This window comes from Streptomyces sp. NPDC055025 (genome assembly GCF_053608565.1).
In genome coordinates, this window is record NZ_JBSGVS010000027.1 from 71,245 (window position 1) to 89,111 (window position 17,867).

Consider the following 17,867-nt stretch of genomic DNA (forward strand, 5'->3'; position numbering starts at 1 on the left):
GAAACGTTTCAATCAGGGGCCGCAATGGGTGCGTGCCGGACGCGCAGAGGGCTTCCGCACACCTCGGTGATGGGCGCGGGGGCGGGAATCGCGGGATAGGTGACGGCCTCACCGGCCGCCGCCGGGACTCCTCAGGCGATGGCGGTCACGGGCCCGGAGGGGAAGGATGCCCGGACCGGCCGATTCCGTGCTGCCCGAATCGACGGGAGCCGGCGGGGGCCGGCGAGGGTCGGCGGGAGCGACCGGGGGCTGACCCGGGGGAGTGGATTTGAACGTTTCAGTCTCCCCGTCATTCCTCGTCGACATCGCGGTCGCGGTCCGGATCCCGGCGCAGCAGATAGGTGTCCATGATCCACCCCTTGCGCTCCCGGGCCGCCGACCGCAGCTCCTCGATCCGGCCGGCCACCTCCGAGAGCCGCCCGGAGACCAGGATCTCGTCCTCCATTCCCATATAGGCGCCCCAGTGGATGACCGGGTCGGCCGCGAGATGGTGCCGGAAGGACTGGTGCGCGTCGAGCATCACCACGATGTCGTCGACGCCCTCCGGCCATCCCTCGGCGAGCCGTCGGCCCGTGGTGATCTGTACCGCCCCGCCCACCCGGTTCAGCCCGACACGGTGCTTGGCGGCCAGCGCGGAGACGCTGCTGATGCCCGGGATCACCTCGTACTCGAACCGGACCGTGCCCCGTGCCAGGACCTCGTCCAGGATCCCGAGCGTGGAGTCGTACAGGGCGGGATCGCCCCAGACCAGGAACGCCCCGGTCCGGTCGCCGTCCGGTCCCTCGCCCAGTTCGTCGGTGATCATGCGCTCGTAGAGGGCGGCCCGCCGGCCGCGCCAGTCGTCGACGGTGCCGGGATAGGCGGAGCCGTCGGCCGCGGGGGCCCGCAGCGGATCGCGGGCCTCCACCAGCCGGTAGGCGTCGCCCCGGACATGCCGGCGCAGGATCTCGTGCCGGAGACCGATGAGATCGGCCTTCTCCGCGCCCTTGTCGAGGAGGAAGAAGACATCCACCTCGTTGAGCGCCCCGACCGCCTGCACGGTGAGCTGGTCCGGGTCGCCCGCTCCGATACCGATGACATAGATCTTTCTCACCACGTCGAGTCTGCCGTACGCCGGACCGACCGCGAGCCCGACCCCTGCCCGGCCGCGAGCCCGAGCCCGAGCCCTGCCCGGCCCCGCGTCCGGTCCCGCGCCCGGTCCTGTGTCCGTTCCGGTGCCGGGACGGGAGAGTCATCCACTCATCCGATGTCTGACAGCTCTTCACGCTTCCCAAGGGTCTTACGCGTATCGCCGCGCACCGCATATGCTCCGCCCATGCGTGCCGCCCTTTTCGTCACCTGTGTCAATGACGCCGTCTATCCGTCCACCGGGATCGCGACCGTGCGGCTCCTCGAACGACTGGGTGTCGAAGTCGACTTTCCCGAGGCGCAGAGCTGCTGCGGCCAGCCGCAGTTCAACACCGGATACCGGCGTGAGACCGAGCCGCTGGTACGGCGCACGGCACGCGCGTTCGAGGGGTACGACTATGTGGTGACCCCGTCCGGATCCTGCGCGGCCATGGTCCGTCAGCACTATCCGGCCTTCGGTGACACGGCCGCCACCGCCCTCGCCGCCCGGACCTATGAACTGACCGAGTTCCTTGTCGACGTGGTCGGGGTGACGGATGTCGGCGCGTATTTCCCGCACACCGTCACCTACCATCCGTCCTGCCACGGACTGCGGCTGCTGGGGCTCGGTGAACGGCCCAGGAGACTGCTGGAGGCGGTGAAGGGGCTGGAACTGCGTGAGCTGCCGGGCGCGGACGAGTGCTGCGGATTCGGTGGTACGTTCGCCGTGAAGAACTCCGATGTTTCCGCCGCGATGGGCCAGGACAAGGTACGCAACGCCGTGTCCACCGGGGCCGGTGTGCTCTGTGGCGCGGACAACTCCTGTCTGATGCATCTCGGCGGAATCGTGAGCCGCGAGGACGCCCCGCTGCGCCCCGTACATCTCGCGGAGATCCTGGCGTCGACGGAAGAGGAGCCCTGGTCATGAGCGGTACGTATCTGGGGATGCCGGCGTTTCCGGTAGCGGCCAAGGAGGCCGTGGGCAACGAGACGCTGCGGTCCAATCTGCGCCACGCCACCCATACGATCCGGGACAAGCGCGCCAAAGCCGTCGCCGAACTGGACGACTGGGGGCTGCTGCGCGAGGCGGGCAAGCGGATCAAGGACCATACGCTGCGCCATCTCGACCGCTATCTCGTCCAGCTGGAGGAGTCGGTGACGGCGGCGGGCGGGGTGGTGCACTGGGCGGCCGACGCGGCCGAGGCCAACCGGATCGTGGCGGAGCTGGTGAAGGCCACCGGTGAGTCGGAGGTCGTCAAGGTCAAGTCGATGGCCACCCAGGAGATCGGCCTCAACGAGGCGCTGGAGGCCGAGGGCATCTCCGCGTACGAGACCGATCTGGCCGAACTGATCGTGCAGCTCGGTGACGACCGGCCGTCCCACATCCTGGTCCCGGCGATCCACAAGAACCGCGCCGAGATCCGGGACATCTTCCGTGACCGGATGGGCGCCTGGGGCCGGGCGGCCCCCGAAGGACTCTCCGACACCCCCGGCGAACTCGCCGAGGCGGCGCGGCTGCATCTGCGGGAGAAGTTCCTGCGCGCCAAGGTCGCCGTCTCCGGGGCGAACTTCATGGTCGCCGAGACCGGGACGCTCGTCGTCTTCGAGTCGGAGGGCAACGGACGGATGTGTCTGACGCTCCCCGAGACGCTGATCTCCGTGGTGGGGATCGAGAAGGTGGTGCCCACCTGGCGCGATCTGGAGGTCTTCCTCCAGACCCTGCCGCGCTCCTCCACCGCCGAGCGGATGAACCCGTACACCAGCATGTGGACCGGCACCCATGACACCGACGGTCCGAGCACCTTCCATCTCGTGCTGCTGGACAACGGCCGTACGGAGACACTGGCCGACGAGGTCGGCCGGCAGGCGCTGCGCTGTATCCGCTGCTCGGCCTGTCTGAATGTCTGCCCGGTGTACGAGCGGGCCGGCGGGCACGCGTACGGCTCGGTCTACCCGGGGCCGATCGGGGCGATCCTGAGCCCCCAGCTCCGGGGCACGGGGAGCGAGATCGACGCCTCGCTGCCGTACGCCTCGTCCCTCTGCGGGGCGTGTTACGAGGTGTGTCCCGTCGCCATCGACATCCCCGAGGTCCTGGTCCATCTGCGGGAGCGGGTGGCGGACCAGGGGGGCAAGGGGCACCGGCTGGAGAAGGCCGCGATGAAGGCGGCGGGCTGGGTCTTCGACCATCCCCGGATCCTGGCCGCGGGGGAGAGGGCCGCGTCGAAGACCCGCCGGCTGCATCCGTCGAGACTGCCGGGGGCAGGGGCGTGGACGGACACGCGTGATCTGCCGAAGCTGCCGCCCGAGCCGTTCCGCGAATGGTGGAAGAAGAACCGCGCGGAGGGCCGCGACGCCAACGATCCCAAGGTCAACGGCCCCAGGGCCAAGGACCTCAAGGCCAAGGACTCCAAGGCCAACGATTCCGGCGCGGATGGCCGCGACTCCGACGACCGTAAGGACAGTGGGACATGAGCACCGGTTCCGGCTCGCGGGAGCGGATCCTCGCCCGTATCCGTACGGCGGTCGCCGATGCCCCCGACGCCCCGGAGGCCGTGCGCGACTATCTGGAAACACACACGCCCGCCGCCCGTATCGTCGATCTGCTCGCCGAGAACCTCGCGGACTACCGGGCGATCGTCCACCGGGCGGACACCGAGGAACTCCCCGGGCTCATCGCACGGCTGCTGGCCGCGCGGGGGGCCCGTACGGTCCTCGTGCCCCCGCTGCTCCCGCCGTCCTGGCTCTCCGCGACGCCCGTGGAGATCACCCGGGTCGAGGACGACATCGACGCGACGGCCCGGGAACTCGACGCGGCCGACAGTGTGGTCACCGGCTGCGCCCTCGCCATCGCCGAGACCGGCACGCTGGTCCTCGACGCGGCCCCGGACCAGGGACGACGCCGTATCACGCTCGTACCCGACCATCACATCTGTGTGGTGCGGACCGCCGACCAGATCGTCGGTTCCGTACCGCAGGCCATGCCGCGACTGGACCCCACCCGCCCGCTGACCTGGATCTCGGGTCCCTCCGCCACCAGCGACATCGAACTCGACCGGGTCGAGGGTGTCCACGGCCCCCGGACCCTGGAAGTCATCCTGCTCGCCGAGTGACCGGGGTGAGCCTCGGCGCCTCGGCGCCCGCGTCGACCGGACCGTCCTGGGCCACGCGCGCGGCCAACTCCCGTGCCCAGGAGATCAGTCCGGCGACATCGATGCCGTGCGGGGAGGGGTAGGCGGCGATCCCGCCCGCGCCGCGCAGCAGCAGACGGGCCCCGCCCGCCGTATTGCCTCGGGCCGCGTGCGTCAGTCCGACGGCCAGCTGGGCCAGTCCGCGCCACAGTGCCCGTTCGTCCTCGGGTCCTGACTTCCACGCGTCCTCGAACACCTCGTGCGCGTGAAACGGCTTGCCCGCGTCCAGCAGGAGCTGGGCCTCCCGGACGGTCTCCTCGGGCGTACGGACCACCCCCTCGGGCTGCCGCTCCACCCCCTCGGTCCCGTACGGCAACGGCCGCCCCAACCCGTCACGCGGCCGCGCGTTGCGCGCCCGCCCCTCGCTGTCACGGTCCCGACCGTTCTCCGTCATACATCGATTGTCGCCCGGACAGAGTGAGTCTTCCTGCCGCACGGAGTGGGGTAATGTTGTCCTGCGCGGTCAGCCGGGGGGATCTTCCCCGCGACAGCCGGGCATCGGGACGTGGCGCAGCTTGGTAGCGCACTTGACTGGGGGTCAAGGGGTCGCAGGTTCAAATCCTGTCGTCCCGACCAGCGTTTACGACTGTTTACGCAGGTCACAGGCGGTATCGGAGAAATCCGGTACCGCCTTTCCGCGTGACGCCAGCGTCGGCGAACCAGGTGATGCCGGTGTGGCGGAGATCGTGGCGGCGCAGGTGTTTGTGGCCGAGTGAGGTGACCACCTCGTCCAGACGATCGTCACACTCCGCCGACGAGGTGTCACGGATGTGTCTCCACTGGGCGTTGCCGTGGAACGGACAAGTTATTGAGAATCGAGACAGGGTTCGTGACCTTTCTTCTGGGGAGGAAGCACCCTCTCGGGGTGGTGGGTGGGGTGTGTGAACGGCCGTGATAGACACACGGCATGGCTGCGTTCATGGCGTTCTTCGATGGCTCGACCACCAGCTGGAGGGTCAGTTCCGCCGTCGTGACTTCCGCGATCACGGAGCTTTGGGCCGAGGTCGAAGCCGATTCCACGCGACGAGGTGAGGTATGTGCCTTCAGCTGGAGCTTCTGCACGGATGAAGGTCCGGGCGAGGTGCTCCTGCCGGAGGACGGAACGGGTCTCTACTTGGACGCGGCCCTGCCGGACTCTGTGCAGGTCGCTTGCTTGCTTCGCCGGTTGATGCCGGAAGCCGTCGATCTGGTGTTCTGCGATCAGGGTTACAACTTCGACGTCCGCGTTCGACCGGGCGTCAACGCGACGGAGCTCATTTCAGAGGTGAACGCCCAATCCTGAGGGAAAACCGCCCGTACCTGAATTCCGGCGCCGAGTGAAAGAATACGGAGGGGGGAGCCGTTGAAATGGTCCGTTCCTGGGTTCTGCGGGAGGGCGGCGCGCGGGGGCGGTCGAGGGCGCGGGCGGCCTGTGTGAGGTCGGTGGCCATCTGGCAGGTGGCGACCCGCCGCCTGAGTGATCTGTGTGGCGGTGTGTTCGGGATCAACGACCGACGTGGTCCTGGGCGGGCTGAAGCAGTGCTGGGCCTGCACGGGACTCGGTGACCTCAAAGGAACAGGCAGCGGAAGGTCGGGCACTGGTAGCACGAACCACAGGACGATAATCTCCGAGAGTGGTGGGAGCGTTACTCTGAGCGGGGGCATATGAGAGTCGATCTGCTGGTCCCAGATACCGGTGAGTCCGCCGATCTGCGGCGCTGGCTCTTACGCGACCCACAGCTTCGGGGCGGTGTCGGACGGGAGCGTACGCACGAGCCGCCGGCTGAGAGCATGGGGGCGACGGGCGAGCTGATCACCTTACTTCTCGCCCCCGGTGGACTGACGGCGGCCCTCGCGGCGGCGGTGGTGGCCTGGTTGCAGAACCGCCGCGGTAACCAGACCGTCACCATCACCCGCCCCGACGGGGTCCAGATCACTGTCACCTCCGAGCGGGTGCGCGGACTCACGCCGGAGATGTCGGGGAGCCTCGCCCTGCGCGTGGCTGAGGCACTGCAAGCATCCGACGCCTCCGGCCCCGAACCGGTCCCTGGCAGCCCCGGGCCCGGGGAACCGGAACGGCCGCCCGGTCGGGAACAGGTCTGATCAGTGGAGCACGCAGGCACGTTCGGTCTGAGCGGACCCAACTGCCGTGCCGTGGTGGTCGGTACGGGACATCATCGGGCAGGCGCCTCTCTGTCGAGCCTACCCAGTGCCCGGCGGTCCGCCGTCGACATCGCCGCCGCGCTGTACACGGCGTGCGGGATGGAGCAGGGGAATGTCGAACTGCTCACCGACCCCGAGAACCCGACCGAGGTACTGGCGGCCGTCGAACGCGCCATAGCAGGGGCGTCGGACGGCGGCGTCGTGTTCTTCTACTTCGTCGGCCATGGACTCCTCGGCCCTGGTGATCTGCTGTACCTCGCCACTTCGGCGAGTTCGGTACCGGACAGCACGGTTCACGCCGTCCCCTACGCGGAAATAAGGAACCAGCTGAGCGAGGCGGCCGCACGCTCCGTGGTTGTCCTCGACTGCTGCTTCTCCGGCCTTGCCGAAGCGGCCTCACCGGGACAGCGGGGCGATCCGTACGCGTCTGCGCGCCCGGCAGGCAGCTTCCTGCTCAGCTCCGCCTCGCACTACGCTGTCTCCTTCGCGCCCAAGGGGCAGACGCACACCCTCTTCAGTGGCGAGCTGTTGCGTGTACTGACCGAGGGAGAAGCGGGCGGTCCGGTTCGCTTCACACTGAACGACCTCTACCGGCATGTGGACCGCAGATTCCAGAACAGTGCGGTGCGTCCTCACGCCGACAGCGCCGGGCGCATGGGAGACCTCGCACTCGCACCGAACCCGCGCTACACCCCTGCGCCGGAGTTCCTGCCGCCCCCGCCGGAGGATGACGGTACGCACTGCCCGTATCCCGGCATGCGGCCCTTCCTGCCTGAGGAGAGCCATCTCTTCTTCGGACGCCGGGAACTGACCCAGGTCCTCGTGGACCGGGTGACCGACGCCCAAGCCGTTGGGCCGGTGGTGCTGGTCGGGCCATCGGGCGCGGGGAAGTCCTCGCTCCTGCGTGCGGGCCTGGCGGCCGCTGAGAGCGTGGGACCGGTGCTCCTGGTTCCGGCCCCGGGGCCGAAGCCGTTCCAGGAGCTGGTCTCCCGCTGGTCCGACGCCGTAGGCCGTCCCTTCGCGGAGGTGGCGGACGCGCTGGGCACCGGCACTTTCCCCGCCTCTGCCGACGGTCGCCGGGCTCCCCGGGTGCTGGTGGTGGATCAGTTGGAGGAAATCTTCACACAGTGTGAGGATCCAGAGGAGCGGGATCTGTTCATCCGCGCGGTCGCAGCCGGTTCCAGACCCGGCCCCCGTATTGTCCTGGGTCTGCGTGCCGACTACTACGGGCACTGCCTGCGCGACTCCAGCCTGTCCCGCTTGGTGCTGGCAGGTCAGTTCACCGTACCGCCGTTGACCGACGAGGAACTGGGCGAGGCGATCACCGGTCCGGCGGCCCAGGCGGGGCTGCTGCTGGAGGACGGGCTCCTCGACATCCTGCTGCACGAACTGCGCCTGGAGCAGGGCGGGATGGGGCACACGACGGCCCTGCCGTTCCTCGCCCACGTTCTGCGGGCCACCTGGGCGGGGCGCTGGGGGCGCCGGCTGACGGTATCCGGCTATCACGCCACGGGCGGTATCCGCGGCTCGGTGGCCCAGACCGCCCACACCCTCCTGGACTCCCTGGACCCGGCCGAGCGGCCGGCCCTACGTGCGCTCGTGCTGCGTCTGGTGCGTGTTGTGGACAGCGAGGGCAAGGCGGTGCGCCGCCGCGTCAGAACCGACGACCTCGTCGCCGCGTCCACCGACGGCGGGCAGCGCGACACCGCTCTGCTCGGCAGGCTTGTGGAAGCTCGCCTCGTCGTGGTCGACGGCGGCTGGGCCCAGTTGTGCCACGACTCACTGCTCTACGCGTGGCCGGCGCTGCGGGCCTGGATCGACGTGAACCTCGAAGCGATGCTGGTCCATCGGGGACTGGCGGAGGCGGCGGACACCTGGGACGCGTCGGGCCGACTGCCGAGCGGACTGTACCGGGGCAGCCATCTGGCGGCGGTACGAAGCCGGATCGAGGACGCGGGGGACGTACTGGAACTGCGCGGGGTGGAGGCTGACTTCCTTGCCGCGAGCCGCTCCGCCCAGTGGCGGGGCGCGGTCAGGCTTCGGGCCGGAATCTCCGTGCTGGTCGTTCTGGTGTTGATGGCCGGAGTCGCCGTGGTATGGGCCGACCGCGCCTCGAAGGACGCGGCGGACAAGCAGGCGGTGGAGACCGCCCAGGAACTGGCCAACCGCGCGGACGACCTGCGCGCGGACGACCCGCTGACCGCGCTCCAGCTGAATCTCGCCGCCTACCGCCTGAAAGCCACTCCGGAAACCCGGTCCGGTCTCTACACCTCCTACGTCACCCGGACGCCCTCGCTGCTGAAGGGAGTCTCCAGCGCCGTACTCAACCTCGCGTTCAGCTCCGACGGACACACCCTCGCGGCCACGGTGCGGCAGGGCGACGAGAAACGCAGGAAAGCGGCGCAGCTGGCCCTCTGGGACGTTCGCTCCGGCTCCGCGACGAACAGCGGACCCACGGCCGTCGTACCAGTGGGCGCCTACGGTGAGGGCAACGCGGCCCTGGCCTACCACCCCCGTAGACCCGTCGTCGCGGTCCAGACCCCCGAACGGCTCACTGTCTGGGACGTCTCGGCCCCGGGGAATCCGAGAAAGCTCGCGGATCGCCCCACGCCGACCCGTATCACGTACTCCCTGGCGTTCAGCCCCGACGGACGCACACTGGCGGCCGGAAGGGAGGACGGCAGACTCCAGCTGTGGGACATGACCGAGCCGGCACATCCGGTGAGCCGGTGGGAGAAGAAGATCGCCGAACAGGCGATCATCTCTGTGGCCTTCAACCGGGACGGCCGCTACCTGGCTACGGGAAACGGCATCCCGGACGGTCCGGAGACCACCACCAAGGAGGCCCCGCCGCCAGCCAGGGTGCGGCTGTGGGACATGACCGAACCGGCACGCCCGGTGCTACGCGGCAGCGCCGCCGCGGAGTCGATCATGGCCGTCGCCTTCCATCCGCGGCGGGACCTGGTCGCCGCGACCGGCGGCGACGGCCTGTACTACTGGGCGGTGCAGCGAAACGGGAAGCTCAGGGCGGTCGACCGCGGACCCACAGGCATCTCGTTCGGCCTGAACAGTCCATCGCTGGCCTTCCGGCCGGACGGGCGGGAACTCGCCGCGGCCAAGACCTCCGGCTCGGGATCGGTGGAGAGACGGGAGGTGGGCAGGACCGACGCGGACCTGACCCGGGCTACGGCCGACCTGCCGGTCTATCCGTCGCCCGAGCCGGTGCAGTCGGTGGCCTGGAGCCCCGATGGCCAGGTTCTCGCGGCCGGCGACTTCCGCGGCGGAGTCCGGCTGTGGCAGGACCGGACCATCGCTCCCTCGGTACCGGGCGCGGAAGTGTCGTTCAGTGACGACGGCTCGTTGCTGCTCACCACGACGCGCACAGAGAGCTTCGAAGCGCAGGCGACGGTCTGGGACGTGACCGACCCGAGCGCACCCCGCAGTCGGTTCGCCCTGCCCGAACCGTGGGAAGTTATCGGGTTCGTACCCGGCCGCGAGACACCGGTCCTGCTCAGCCACCAGTGGACCGAAGGCATGGACTTCAATCTCTACCGTTTATGGGAGTTCGGCCCCGAGCCGGACTCTCCTCCGGTTCCGGGTGCCATGATCCGGTTCAACGGGACCGACTCGCTCGCCGAACTCGGCCCCGACGGAAAGCTGCTCGCGGTGGGCGGAACGAAGGGCACAGCCGAGCTCTGGGACATCTCCGATACCCAGCACCCGCGCAAACGGGGTGAAATACCGGTGCGTCTCAAGGCGCTTCAAGGAATTCTGTGGTGGCTGGACGAGCGGACCGTCGGCGTACGGTCGGGCTTCGATCTGAGGCTGTGGGATGTGAGCACCCCGGAGAAGCCGGTCAAGGGCGCACTGTTCAAGGATGCCGCTCTCGGGGGTGGTGCGGCCTACAACCGCTCGACTCGGATCCTGACCACCGAAGAAGCGGCGGGCAACCTGCGTCTGTGGGACATGTCGAAGATGACACACCCTGTCAAAGGCGATCGCCTTCCCGCGGCTCCAAGGGGCTACTTCGAACTGAATGATCACGAACTGGCCACCGTACTGACCAGCGGACAAGTCCTCGTCTGGGACGTGACGGATCCGGGCGACGTCCGCCCGCAGGAGGGCCTCCGACTGGAACAACGGGTCTCCGACATCATCCGTAGCCCGGACACCGAATGGCTGCTGACCAGCAAGCCGTACAACCTGTGGAAGACCCGCGACACCGGCCGGTGGGAGACCCCGGCCTACACCACACTGCCCCCGGCGCAGGAGACCACATTCTTCCCCGACGCACGGCCCTACATCGCCGTCGTCATGGACGACTCCAGGCAGATCTGGGGAGAGGAACGAACTTTTCTCCTGGATCTACGCCCCGATCGTCTCCACGACCGGCTGTGCCGACAAGGCATTCCCGACATCGACAGAAAGCAGTGGGACGAACTGTTCCCCTACCTTTCCCATCGCCGCTCCTGCGACTGAGCCACCCTCGGCACGCGACCGTGGAGCCTGGCGCCATCGGTCCAACCCGCCCGACCTGAGGGGGCCTTCGGCCCGGTCTGGCGATGGTGTCCGGGGGCGGACCGGCGCGTCCCGACCCGGTACTCCTCTGGGTTCGATCTTCCACGGCCGAGGGCGTCGATGTCAGTGGTGACCACTAGCTTGAAGTCACTGGAGATCGGCCGTACCGGCCGGCCGGGGCATTTGGGGAGGGGTGTGCTGTGTCCACTGCGCAGGCACGACAGTCGGGGAACACGACGTATCTGGAGCTGTCCCAGGAGAGCGGCGGTGCCCACAAGTTCTACGAGGTGACCGTCGAGGGGATGACCGTCGCCGTGCGGTACGGGCGGATCGGCGTGGACGGGCAGCGCCAGACCTCCGCCTTTCCGAGCGTGGAGAAGGCACAGGCCGCGGCGGCGAGGAAGATAGCCGAGAAGGTACGGAAGGGGTACGCGCCCGCCGTTCAAGGGCAGCGCGCGGCCCGCCCCGTGACCCGCCGCCAGGTGACGTCCGCCCCGTCCACCGCGCGGGCGACGGCCCCGGTGCTGTGGCGGTTCCGCACCGGCGCCTCGGCGTTCGGTATCCATGTGGACGAGGACCGCTGCTGGGTCGGCAACCAGCACGGCGATGTCTACAACCTGAGCCATGCCGGCGAGGTGTTGGCGCACTACTCGCTGCCCGACGGTGTGAAGTGCCTGGTGGCGGACGACTTCTGGATCTACGCGGGCTGCGACGACGGCCGGGTGTACGACCTCTCCTCGAAGGTGCCGTTCGCGGCCTACGAGATAGCGGACGAGGTCGACATCTTCTGGCTGGACATCCACGCGGGCGTGCTGAACGTCTCCGACCGCAACGGAGGTCTGACGGTGATCGACCATGAGGACGAGCTCCAGTGGTCGCGCAACTCGTCCGGGGACAACGCGTGGATGGTGCGGGCCGACGACCGCGCCGTGTACCACGGGCACAGCCGCGGTGTGACGGCGTACGCGGGGGACGGCACAGGCCAGCTCTGGCACACCGCGACCAGCGGCAATGTGCTCTTCGGATGGCAGGAGGAGGACGCGGTCTACGCCGGTACGGGGCGGCGGGTCGTCCAGCGGCTCGCGAAGTCCAACGGATGGATCGAAGCCTCCTACCAGTGCGACGCGGCGGTGTACTCGTGCGCCACCTCTCCCGGCGGGCGGTATGTCTTCGCGGGTGACTCCGCCTCCTCCGTCTACTGCTTCGACGCCGACGGCACCCGGCTGTGGAAGCTCGGAACGGGCGGCGGCTCCGCGCTCTCCATGCAGTACCACGACGAGAGGCTGTACATCGTCTCCACGGACGGATCGCTCGCCTGCATAGACGCGACCGAGGCCGCGATCAACGCGGCCCAGTCGGGCACCGTCCCGGTCGCCGCGGACATCAAACTGGCGGCCGCGCTGCCGACGTACGCACCGCTGACCACGGCCGCCTCCGTCGCCACGGTCAGCGCTGTCCCCGCGGCGGGGAGCGGGGTCCTCGTGGAGTGTGTTCAGGAGGGAGGACGAGTGCGGGTGCATGTGGTCTCCGAAGGCTATGAGACGGGTTGGAACGTGCAGTTCCCGCGTGCGATACGTCAGCCCGGCGCCCGCTACGTGGTGGACGCGCTGCACTCCTCCTCGGGTGGCTTCTACCGAGTGCGCGGAGAGATCAGGCGCCTGGTGTGACAGGCGGTGCGCGGCCCTTCCCAGCTCCGCCGCCTGTGCGGGCGGGCGGCGCGGGCGGGGGCCCACCGCCATCTGATCACCCAGGGCCCCACTCACCGGACACCCCGGCCCCCGCGGGCTTGGGCTCTGCCGGAACCGCCCGGTCCTCGCCGGCGTGATACCGGACGGCGCACCCACCCGGGAGGACACCACGATGGACGAGCGACCGCCGCCGATGACGCTGCCCGAGGAACTGCTGCTGCTCTGCGCAGACCCGCGGACCAAGAGGCTCAAACTTCCCCCTTACGTCCACCACGCACTCGCCGGAGCCGTGCTCGCCGAGCTCGAACTCCGCGGCGCCATCACCATCTCCGACAACTGGATCACCACCGTTCAGCCGCTCACCCTGGGTGAACCGGTCGCTGACAAGATCCTCGGTGCCCTCGTACGCGATGTGCAGCTCGGCCGCCCCGGTGCCAAGCAGACGCGGTTGCTCGGTCTCGACACGAACTACGCGGGCGTTTCCGGCCCGTCTCCCGAGCATGCCTTCGCCCGCCGTGTCGCCCGCGCTCGCGTCAATATGCGCGCCGTCGTGGCCGCCGAGGCGCCTCCCCGTCAGCTCACGCAGTGGGTCCGGCTCTTCTCCCACAACCTCGGCACCCACTACCGGGAGTCCATGGAAACCCGCGGCCTGGTGACCGCACACCGTCACCGTGTTCTGGGGCTTGTGCCCTGGACCACGTGGACCGCCGCGCCAGGTCTCTCCGCACCGGCCCGTCCCCGCCCGTCCGGTCCCCGCGGTCTCCACCTCGACACGATCGCCGCCACCGTAGGTCTCGCGCGGTCCGCCGCCCCAACCGGTCCCATCGCTGCCGCCGTCTCCGCCGTCATCGAGAGCGACCAGCGCCGCCGGGACTGAGGCTTTCGGACGCGGCGCGGACCTGGCAGGTCACGACAGCGGGGCGGCGCTGCGAATCATCCGCTGTCACGGGGCCGTTGTGCCCAGGCACGCATACGGTTTCGAAGATGAGGGGAATCTTTCAGGGCTGCAATCACCCTGATCCGTCGGCCGGGACCAGCAGATGCGTCCTGGCCGATGTGGATCAGTCGACCAGGAAGGATTTACCTCGTGGCTGAGATGTCTCGTAAGCTGCTCGTACCTGCCCTTCTCGCACTGACGTCCTTCGTGCTGCCGTCGGCCGCTGTGGCGGCCGACGCACCTGCCGCGGGCCCGGCCGTCGGCACCATGTGTCTGTCCAGCGATTACCCGAGAACCCGCATTGTCAATGTGGACTCGTGCAACTCCTCCAGTTCTAACCAGCGTTGGACCATCAACGGCGAATTGATCTCCGAGTCCGTGTACCCGGGCATGTGTCTGTCCAGCGACTATCCGAGAACCCGCATTGTCAATGTGGACTCGTGCAACTCCTCCAGTTCCAACCAGCGTTGGACCATCAACGGGGAATCGATCTCCGAGTCCGCGTACCCGGGCATGTGCCTGACCAGCGACTACCCGAGAACCCGCATAGTCAACGTGGAGCCGTGCAACCCGTCCGGGCCCCGCCAGCACTGGACGGTGCAGGGAGAGCAGATCAGTATGACCTTAGTGTGACCTTCTGATCCACTTCAGTAGCCTCTCGCCCGCTGGTAGGCGCGCCCCGCCGACGTGCATGGCGGCGCCTACCAGCGTCCGGGGAGGGCCGAGGCCGGCCGATCGATGAGTACGAGTTTGTGGTGCGGCCCAAGCTCGCGGCTCATGAGCGCCCCCCTGGTCCGCCTCCCGAACAGGGCGGACCATCGCGGACGGCCTTGATCACGCGCGGGGTCACGGGATCAGAGGGCCCAGCCCGTTCTCCAGCAGCCCGAACGCGTGCTCGGCGTCACTCACCGCGCCCGTGTAGCGCTCGTCGGCCGGTTCGCCGTACGCCAGGCGTTCGGCGTTGTCCTGGGCCAGCGCCCACTGCACCGCGATGAGTTGGACGGCGGCCAGCCGCGCGGTGAGTTCCGGGGTGTCCGCCGTTTCGCGCAGTGCCTGGGCGAGTGTGCGTTCGGCGCCGATCTTGAACCGTTCCATCCGGGCCACCAGTGAGGGGGTGTCCAGGATCATCCGGTGGAGCGCGCGCACCTCGGGCCTGTCGTTGAGGCCCGTGATCGGGTCACGCTCGCGCAACCCTTTGAGGAAGTGCTCGCGCAGCGCGGTCAGCGGGGTGCTGCCGGCCGGGCGGGCCCGTACCACCCCGGCGGCTTCGGTCTCGTGGTCGGCGAGGCGGTGCACCACGAGGTCTTCCTTGGCCGGGAAGTAGGCGAAGAGCGTGCGTTTGGACACCTCGGCCGCCTCGGCCACCTGGGCCACCGAGACCTGGGTGAAGCCGTGTTCGAGGAAGAGCGTGATCGCCGCCTCGGAGATCGCCGCGTGAGTCCGCTGCTTCTTGCGCTCCCGCAGTCCTGGCTTGCCGTCCACGAGGTCGACGGTAGCAGAGACCTGCCCCAGGTGGATTTCTGCACCTGGTATACATGTGCACCAAGGTGAGTGACCGGATGGAGTGTGAGAGTGAAAGCGCTGTCGGAGATCGAGACCGAGGTGGTCATCGTGGGCGCGGGCCCGACCGGGCTGATGCTCGCGTACGAACTGGCTCTGGCGGGAGTCGAGACCCTGGTGCTGGAGAAGCTGCCCCGGCGCGTCGAGCAGGTGAAGGGCGGCGCGATCCAGCCCCGTACCGCTGAACTGCTGGAGTCGCGCGGGCTGCTGGAGCCGTTGCTGCGGCGGGCCACGCCGAGTGATCCGGTCGGCGGGCACTTCGCGGCCCTGCCGGTGCCGCTGGACTGCGCCCCCTGGCGTACCAGACACCCTTTTCCGATCGGGATTCCCCAGTGGGTGATCGAGGAGGTGCTGGAGGAACGGGCGGTCGCCGCCGGCGCGCGGATCCTGCGGGGCGTCGCGGTCGCGGCGGTCGCCGCGGTCCCGGACGTCGGGTCGGACGAGGGCGTGAGCGTCACGGCGGGCGATCTGTGTGTGCGGGCGCGCTATCTGGCGGCGTGCGACGGGGGACACAGTACGGTTCGGAAACTGCTCGGGCTGCCGTTCCCCGGCAGGCCGGGAACCTATCTCGCGGTCCTGGCCGACATCCGGTTGTCCGCTGTCTCGTCGCTGGTGCCGCGACGGGTCGGACATATGAGTGATCTGACCCGTCAGGCGGACGGTTACTGGGCGATACTGGTCCCCATCGGGGGTGACCGGTACCGGTTCACCTTCGGGCGCGCGGATCGGACGGACGTCACCGGCGACGCCGAGGTGACCAGCGACACCGGCGACGCCGAGGTCGTCCGCGACGCCGAGGTCGTCCGCGACGCCGAGGTCGTCCGCGACACCGAAGTCACTCACGAGGAGGTCGCCGCCGCCCTGCGGGCCGTCTACGGCGAGGAGACCACGCTCGGCGCGGTGGACAACTCCTCGCGGTTCACCGACGCCACCCGGCAACTGGAGCACTACCGCGTCGGCCGCGTCATGTTCGCCGGGGACGCCGCGCACATCCACCCGCCGCTGGGCGGCCAGGGTCTGAACCTCGGCATACAGGACGCGGTCAACCTCGGCTGGAAGCTGGCCGCGGCCGTCCAGGGCCGGGCGCCGAGCGGCCTCCTGGACAGTTACCACACGGAACGGCACCCGGTCGGGGCCCAGGTGCTGCACCACACGTCAGCACAGCGCGTCCTGGCGGCCCCGCGGCTGGGCGAGGACGTGGCCGCGCTGCGCGACATCTTCATCGACCTTCTGCGGCTGCCGGACGCCAACCGTCATCTCGCGGGCCTGATGTCCGGCCTCTCGCTGCGCTACGAGCTGTCCGACGGGCATCCGCTCACCGGACAGCGGCTGCCGGACGCCGATTTGGTCACCCGGACCGGGCCCACCCGGCTGTCGGCGCTCTTCGGTTCCGGGCACGCCGTTCTGCTCGATCTGGCCGGAATCGTCCCGGCCGACCTCCGGCTCCCGGCGCGGGTGGACCTCGTACGTGCCACAAGCGCCGACGATCTGGGCGCCGCCGCCCTGCTCTTCCGCCCCGACGGTTATCTCTGCTGGGCCGCCGACGACTTCGACGCCTGCCGCACAACGCTGCTCCCCGCCATCGCCGCCGGCCTGACAAGCGAGCGGCAGGTCTAGACGGGAGGGTTCGTGTTTCGGTGTTCGTAGACGCGCAGATTCATGGTCGCGAGATCCATGAGCGGAGTGGGGACGGAGAGCGCGGCGGCCCTGCTGGTCAGATCACCGAAGACATGCTCGACCTCGGTCGAGCGGCCCGCCGTCACATCCCGGTAGAAGGACGGCCCGAAGGACGAATCCGGCTGGGTGAGCGTCTTCCGAAGGGTGGCGAACCGTTCGTCCGGGAGCGGGAATCCCGCGGCGGCCGACACGGCGGCCGTTTCGGTGAGAACGGCCTTCGCGTACTCGGTGCCACCCGGTACGGAGACGATGTCACCGACCGTGCCGCGCATCAGGCAGGTGATCGCCCCCGCGGTGGCGATGAAGACCCACTTGTGCCACATCTCCGCCAGGATGTTCTCCGAGACCGTGACGTCGAAGCCCGCTCCGCCCAGCAGTTCAAGGGCGCGCCCGGTGCGCGGACTCGCGGCGCCGCCGCTTTGATCGCCGAGCGTCAGTTTCGCACCGGGGGCCAGTACGACGATGTCCCCCCGCGTGTCCACGGACGTGGCCAGCAGCGCCACCCCGCCCAGCACCGCCGCCGTACCGAACCGGGCGCTGAGCGCATCGAGGTGCCCGATGCCGTTCAGGACGGGCAGGATCGCGGTGGAAGGACCGACGGCCGGCGCGATGTCCTCCATCGCCTGGGCCAGCGCTGTCGCCTTCACCGACATCAGGACCAGGTCGTAGGGACCGTCCGAGCCGTCCGAGCCGTCCGTGGAACCGTCCGAGCCGTGGGAGTCGCGGAGTTCGGCCGCCGTGACCAACCGCGCGTCGATACGGTCGTCCTCACCGGCGCCCGTGATCCGCAGCCCCCGCTCCCGGAGGACGGCCGCCCTCCCGGGGCGCACCAGAAAGGTGACATCCCTGTCCGCGCGCACCAGTCTGGCCCCGAAATAACCTCCCGTGGCCCCAGCGCCTACGACCAGAAGTCTCATCAGGACCTCCTACAGCGGTATGACTGCCGGTGGGGGCGGTGCGGCGGGTGGGGGCGGTACAGCAGACGGGGTGGGGGTGCTACGGGTGCTACGGGTGCTACGGGCCGCCTTACCCCAAAGTACGCTTCTGGTC

General features: G+C 69.2%; 14 protein-coding genes, 1 tRNA gene and 1 pseudogene. 11 read left to right on the forward strand and 5 right to left on the reverse strand.

Going from position 1 to position 17,867, the window contains the following annotated elements; translation table 11 throughout:
* Positions 1 to 289 precede the first annotated feature (289 nt).
* Positions 290 to 1,093 carry a precorrin-6A synthase (deacetylating) gene (gene cobF, locus ACWGDX_RS18405; protein ID WP_453626764.1) on the reverse strand — a complete coding sequence of 268 codons (804 nt, stop codon included), beginning with the start codon at positions 1,091 to 1,093 and terminating at the stop codon, positions 290 to 292.
* Between the two features lie 222 nt (positions 1,094 to 1,315).
* Between cobF and ACWGDX_RS18410 the strand changes: the two genes are divergently transcribed.
* The 3 genes from ACWGDX_RS18410 to ACWGDX_RS18420 are packed head-to-tail and all read left to right on the forward strand — an operon-like array spanning position 1,316 to position 4,217.
* Positions 1,316 to 2,035 carry a (Fe-S)-binding protein gene (locus tag ACWGDX_RS18410; RefSeq protein ID WP_363084161.1) on the forward strand — a complete coding sequence of 240 codons (720 nt, stop codon included), beginning with the start codon at positions 1,316 to 1,318 and terminating at the stop codon, positions 2,033 to 2,035.
* Entirely contained in the window at positions 2,032 to 3,579 is a 1,548-nt protein-coding gene (locus tag ACWGDX_RS18415; protein WP_453626766.1) for a LutB/LldF family L-lactate oxidation iron-sulfur protein, read from the forward strand. The genes ACWGDX_RS18410 and ACWGDX_RS18415 overlap by 4 nt, the downstream gene beginning before the upstream one ends.
* Positions 3,576 to 4,217, forward strand: coding sequence for a LutC/YkgG family protein (locus ACWGDX_RS18420; protein WP_453626768.1), 642 nt, complete (start codon positions 3,576 to 3,578; stop codon positions 4,215 to 4,217). The genes ACWGDX_RS18415 and ACWGDX_RS18420 overlap by 4 nt, the downstream gene beginning before the upstream one ends.
* On the opposite strand, the gene ACWGDX_RS18425 is transcribed toward ACWGDX_RS18420, so the two are convergent.
* On the reverse strand, positions 4,198 to 4,689 hold the full coding sequence (locus ACWGDX_RS18425) for a DUF309 domain-containing protein (RefSeq protein WP_453626770.1): 492 nt from the start codon (positions 4,687 to 4,689) through the stop codon (positions 4,198 to 4,200). The two genes, ACWGDX_RS18420 and ACWGDX_RS18425, sit on opposite strands and share 20 nt — an antisense overlap.
* 105 nt (positions 4,690 to 4,794) lie before the next feature.
* On the opposite strand from ACWGDX_RS18425, the gene ACWGDX_RS18430 reads away from it, so the two are divergent.
* Positions 4,795 to 4,871 (forward strand) — tRNA-Pro (locus ACWGDX_RS18430).
* Between the two features lie 65 nt (positions 4,872 to 4,936).
* Here the strand turns inward: ACWGDX_RS18430 and ACWGDX_RS18435 are convergent.
* Positions 4,937 to 5,026 (reverse strand): annotated as a pseudogene (locus ACWGDX_RS18435) (tyrosine-type recombinase/integrase); the annotation flags it as partial.
* 176 nt (positions 5,027 to 5,202) lie between these two features.
* Here ACWGDX_RS18435 and ACWGDX_RS18440 point away from each other — a divergent pair.
* From ACWGDX_RS18440 to ACWGDX_RS18465, 6 genes are all read left to right on the forward strand, one after another.
* Entirely contained in the window at positions 5,203 to 5,577 is a 375-nt protein-coding gene (locus tag ACWGDX_RS18440) for a hypothetical protein (RefSeq protein ID WP_453626771.1), read from the forward strand.
* 362 nt (positions 5,578 to 5,939) lie between these two features.
* Positions 5,940 to 6,377: an effector-associated constant component EACC1 gene (locus ACWGDX_RS18445; RefSeq protein ID WP_453626773.1), complete on the forward strand. Its 438-nt coding sequence runs from the start codon at positions 5,940 to 5,942 to the stop codon at positions 6,375 to 6,377.
* A gap of 54 nt (positions 6,378 to 6,431) precedes the next feature.
* Entirely contained in the window at positions 6,432 to 10,916 is a 4,485-nt protein-coding gene (locus ACWGDX_RS18450; protein ID WP_453626814.1) for a caspase, EACC1-associated type, read from the forward strand.
* A 239-nt stretch (positions 10,917 to 11,155) separates the two neighbouring features.
* A complete protein-coding gene (locus tag ACWGDX_RS18455) occupies positions 11,156 to 12,622 on the forward strand; it encodes a WGR domain-containing protein (protein WP_453626775.1) in 1,467 nt (488 codons plus the stop codon).
* Positions 12,623 to 12,815: 193 nt separating this feature from the next.
* The gene (locus ACWGDX_RS18460; RefSeq protein ID WP_453626777.1) at positions 12,816 to 13,520 is read left to right on the forward strand and encodes a GOLPH3/VPS74 family protein; all 705 of its coding nucleotides are present in this window, start codon (positions 12,816 to 12,818) and stop codon (positions 13,518 to 13,520) included.
* A gap of 219 nt (positions 13,521 to 13,739) precedes the next feature.
* On the forward strand, positions 13,740 to 14,213 hold the full coding sequence (locus ACWGDX_RS18465; RefSeq protein WP_453626816.1) for an RICIN domain-containing protein: 474 nt from the start codon (positions 13,740 to 13,742) through the stop codon (positions 14,211 to 14,213).
* A 213-nt stretch (positions 14,214 to 14,426) separates the two neighbouring features.
* Here ACWGDX_RS18465 and ACWGDX_RS18470 read toward each other — a convergent pair whose 3' ends face one another.
* The gene (locus ACWGDX_RS18470; RefSeq protein ID WP_453626779.1) at positions 14,427 to 15,062 is read right to left on the reverse strand and encodes a TetR/AcrR family transcriptional regulator; all 636 of its coding nucleotides are present in this window, start codon (positions 15,060 to 15,062) and stop codon (positions 14,427 to 14,429) included.
* Between the two features lie 153 nt (positions 15,063 to 15,215).
* On the opposite strand from ACWGDX_RS18470, the gene ACWGDX_RS18475 reads away from it, so the two are divergent.
* The gene (locus ACWGDX_RS18475; RefSeq protein WP_453626818.1) at positions 15,216 to 16,757 is read left to right on the forward strand and encodes an FAD-dependent monooxygenase; all 1,542 of its coding nucleotides are present in this window, start codon (positions 15,216 to 15,218) and stop codon (positions 16,755 to 16,757) included.
* Here the strand turns inward: ACWGDX_RS18475 and ACWGDX_RS18480 are convergent.
* Positions 16,754 to 17,734, reverse strand: coding sequence for a ketopantoate reductase family protein (locus tag ACWGDX_RS18480; protein WP_453626781.1), 981 nt, complete (start codon positions 17,732 to 17,734; stop codon positions 16,754 to 16,756). The genes ACWGDX_RS18475 and ACWGDX_RS18480 overlap by 4 nt on opposite strands.
* Between the last annotated feature and the right edge of the window lie 133 nt (positions 17,735 to 17,867).

What these genes read in the sequence shown, in the direction of transcription:
- ACWGDX_RS18410 (WP_363084161.1), top strand. Translation starts at nt 1,316, where the DNA reads ATGCGTGCCGCCCTTTTCGTCACCTGTGTCAATGACGCCGTCTATCCG.
- ACWGDX_RS18415 (WP_453626766.1), top strand. Translation starts at nt 2,032, where the DNA reads ATGAGCGGTACGTATCTGGGGATGCCGGCGTTTCCGGTAGCGGCCAAG.
- ACWGDX_RS18420 (WP_453626768.1), top strand. Translation starts at nt 3,576, where the DNA reads ATGAGCACCGGTTCCGGCTCGCGGGAGCGGATCCTCGCCCGTATCCGT.
- ACWGDX_RS18425 (WP_453626770.1), bottom strand. Translation starts at nt 4,689, where the DNA reads ATGACGGAGAACGGTCGGGACCGTGACAGCGAGGGGCGGGCGCGCAAC.
- ACWGDX_RS18440 (WP_453626771.1), top strand. Translation starts at nt 5,203, where the DNA reads ATGGCTGCGTTCATGGCGTTCTTCGATGGCTCGACCACCAGCTGGAGG.
- ACWGDX_RS18445 (WP_453626773.1), top strand. Translation starts at nt 5,940, where the DNA reads ATGAGAGTCGATCTGCTGGTCCCAGATACCGGTGAGTCCGCCGATCTG.
- ACWGDX_RS18460 (WP_453626777.1), top strand. Translation starts at nt 12,816, where the DNA reads ATGGACGAGCGACCGCCGCCGATGACGCTGCCCGAGGAACTGCTGCTG.
- ACWGDX_RS18465 (WP_453626816.1), top strand. Translation starts at nt 13,740, where the DNA reads ATGTCTCGTAAGCTGCTCGTACCTGCCCTTCTCGCACTGACGTCCTTC.
- ACWGDX_RS18475 (WP_453626818.1), top strand. Translation starts at nt 15,216, where the DNA reads ATGCTCGCGTACGAACTGGCTCTGGCGGGAGTCGAGACCCTGGTGCTG.
- ACWGDX_RS18480 (WP_453626781.1), bottom strand. Translation starts at nt 17,734, where the DNA reads ATGAGACTTCTGGTCGTAGGCGCTGGGGCCACGGGAGGTTATTTCGGG.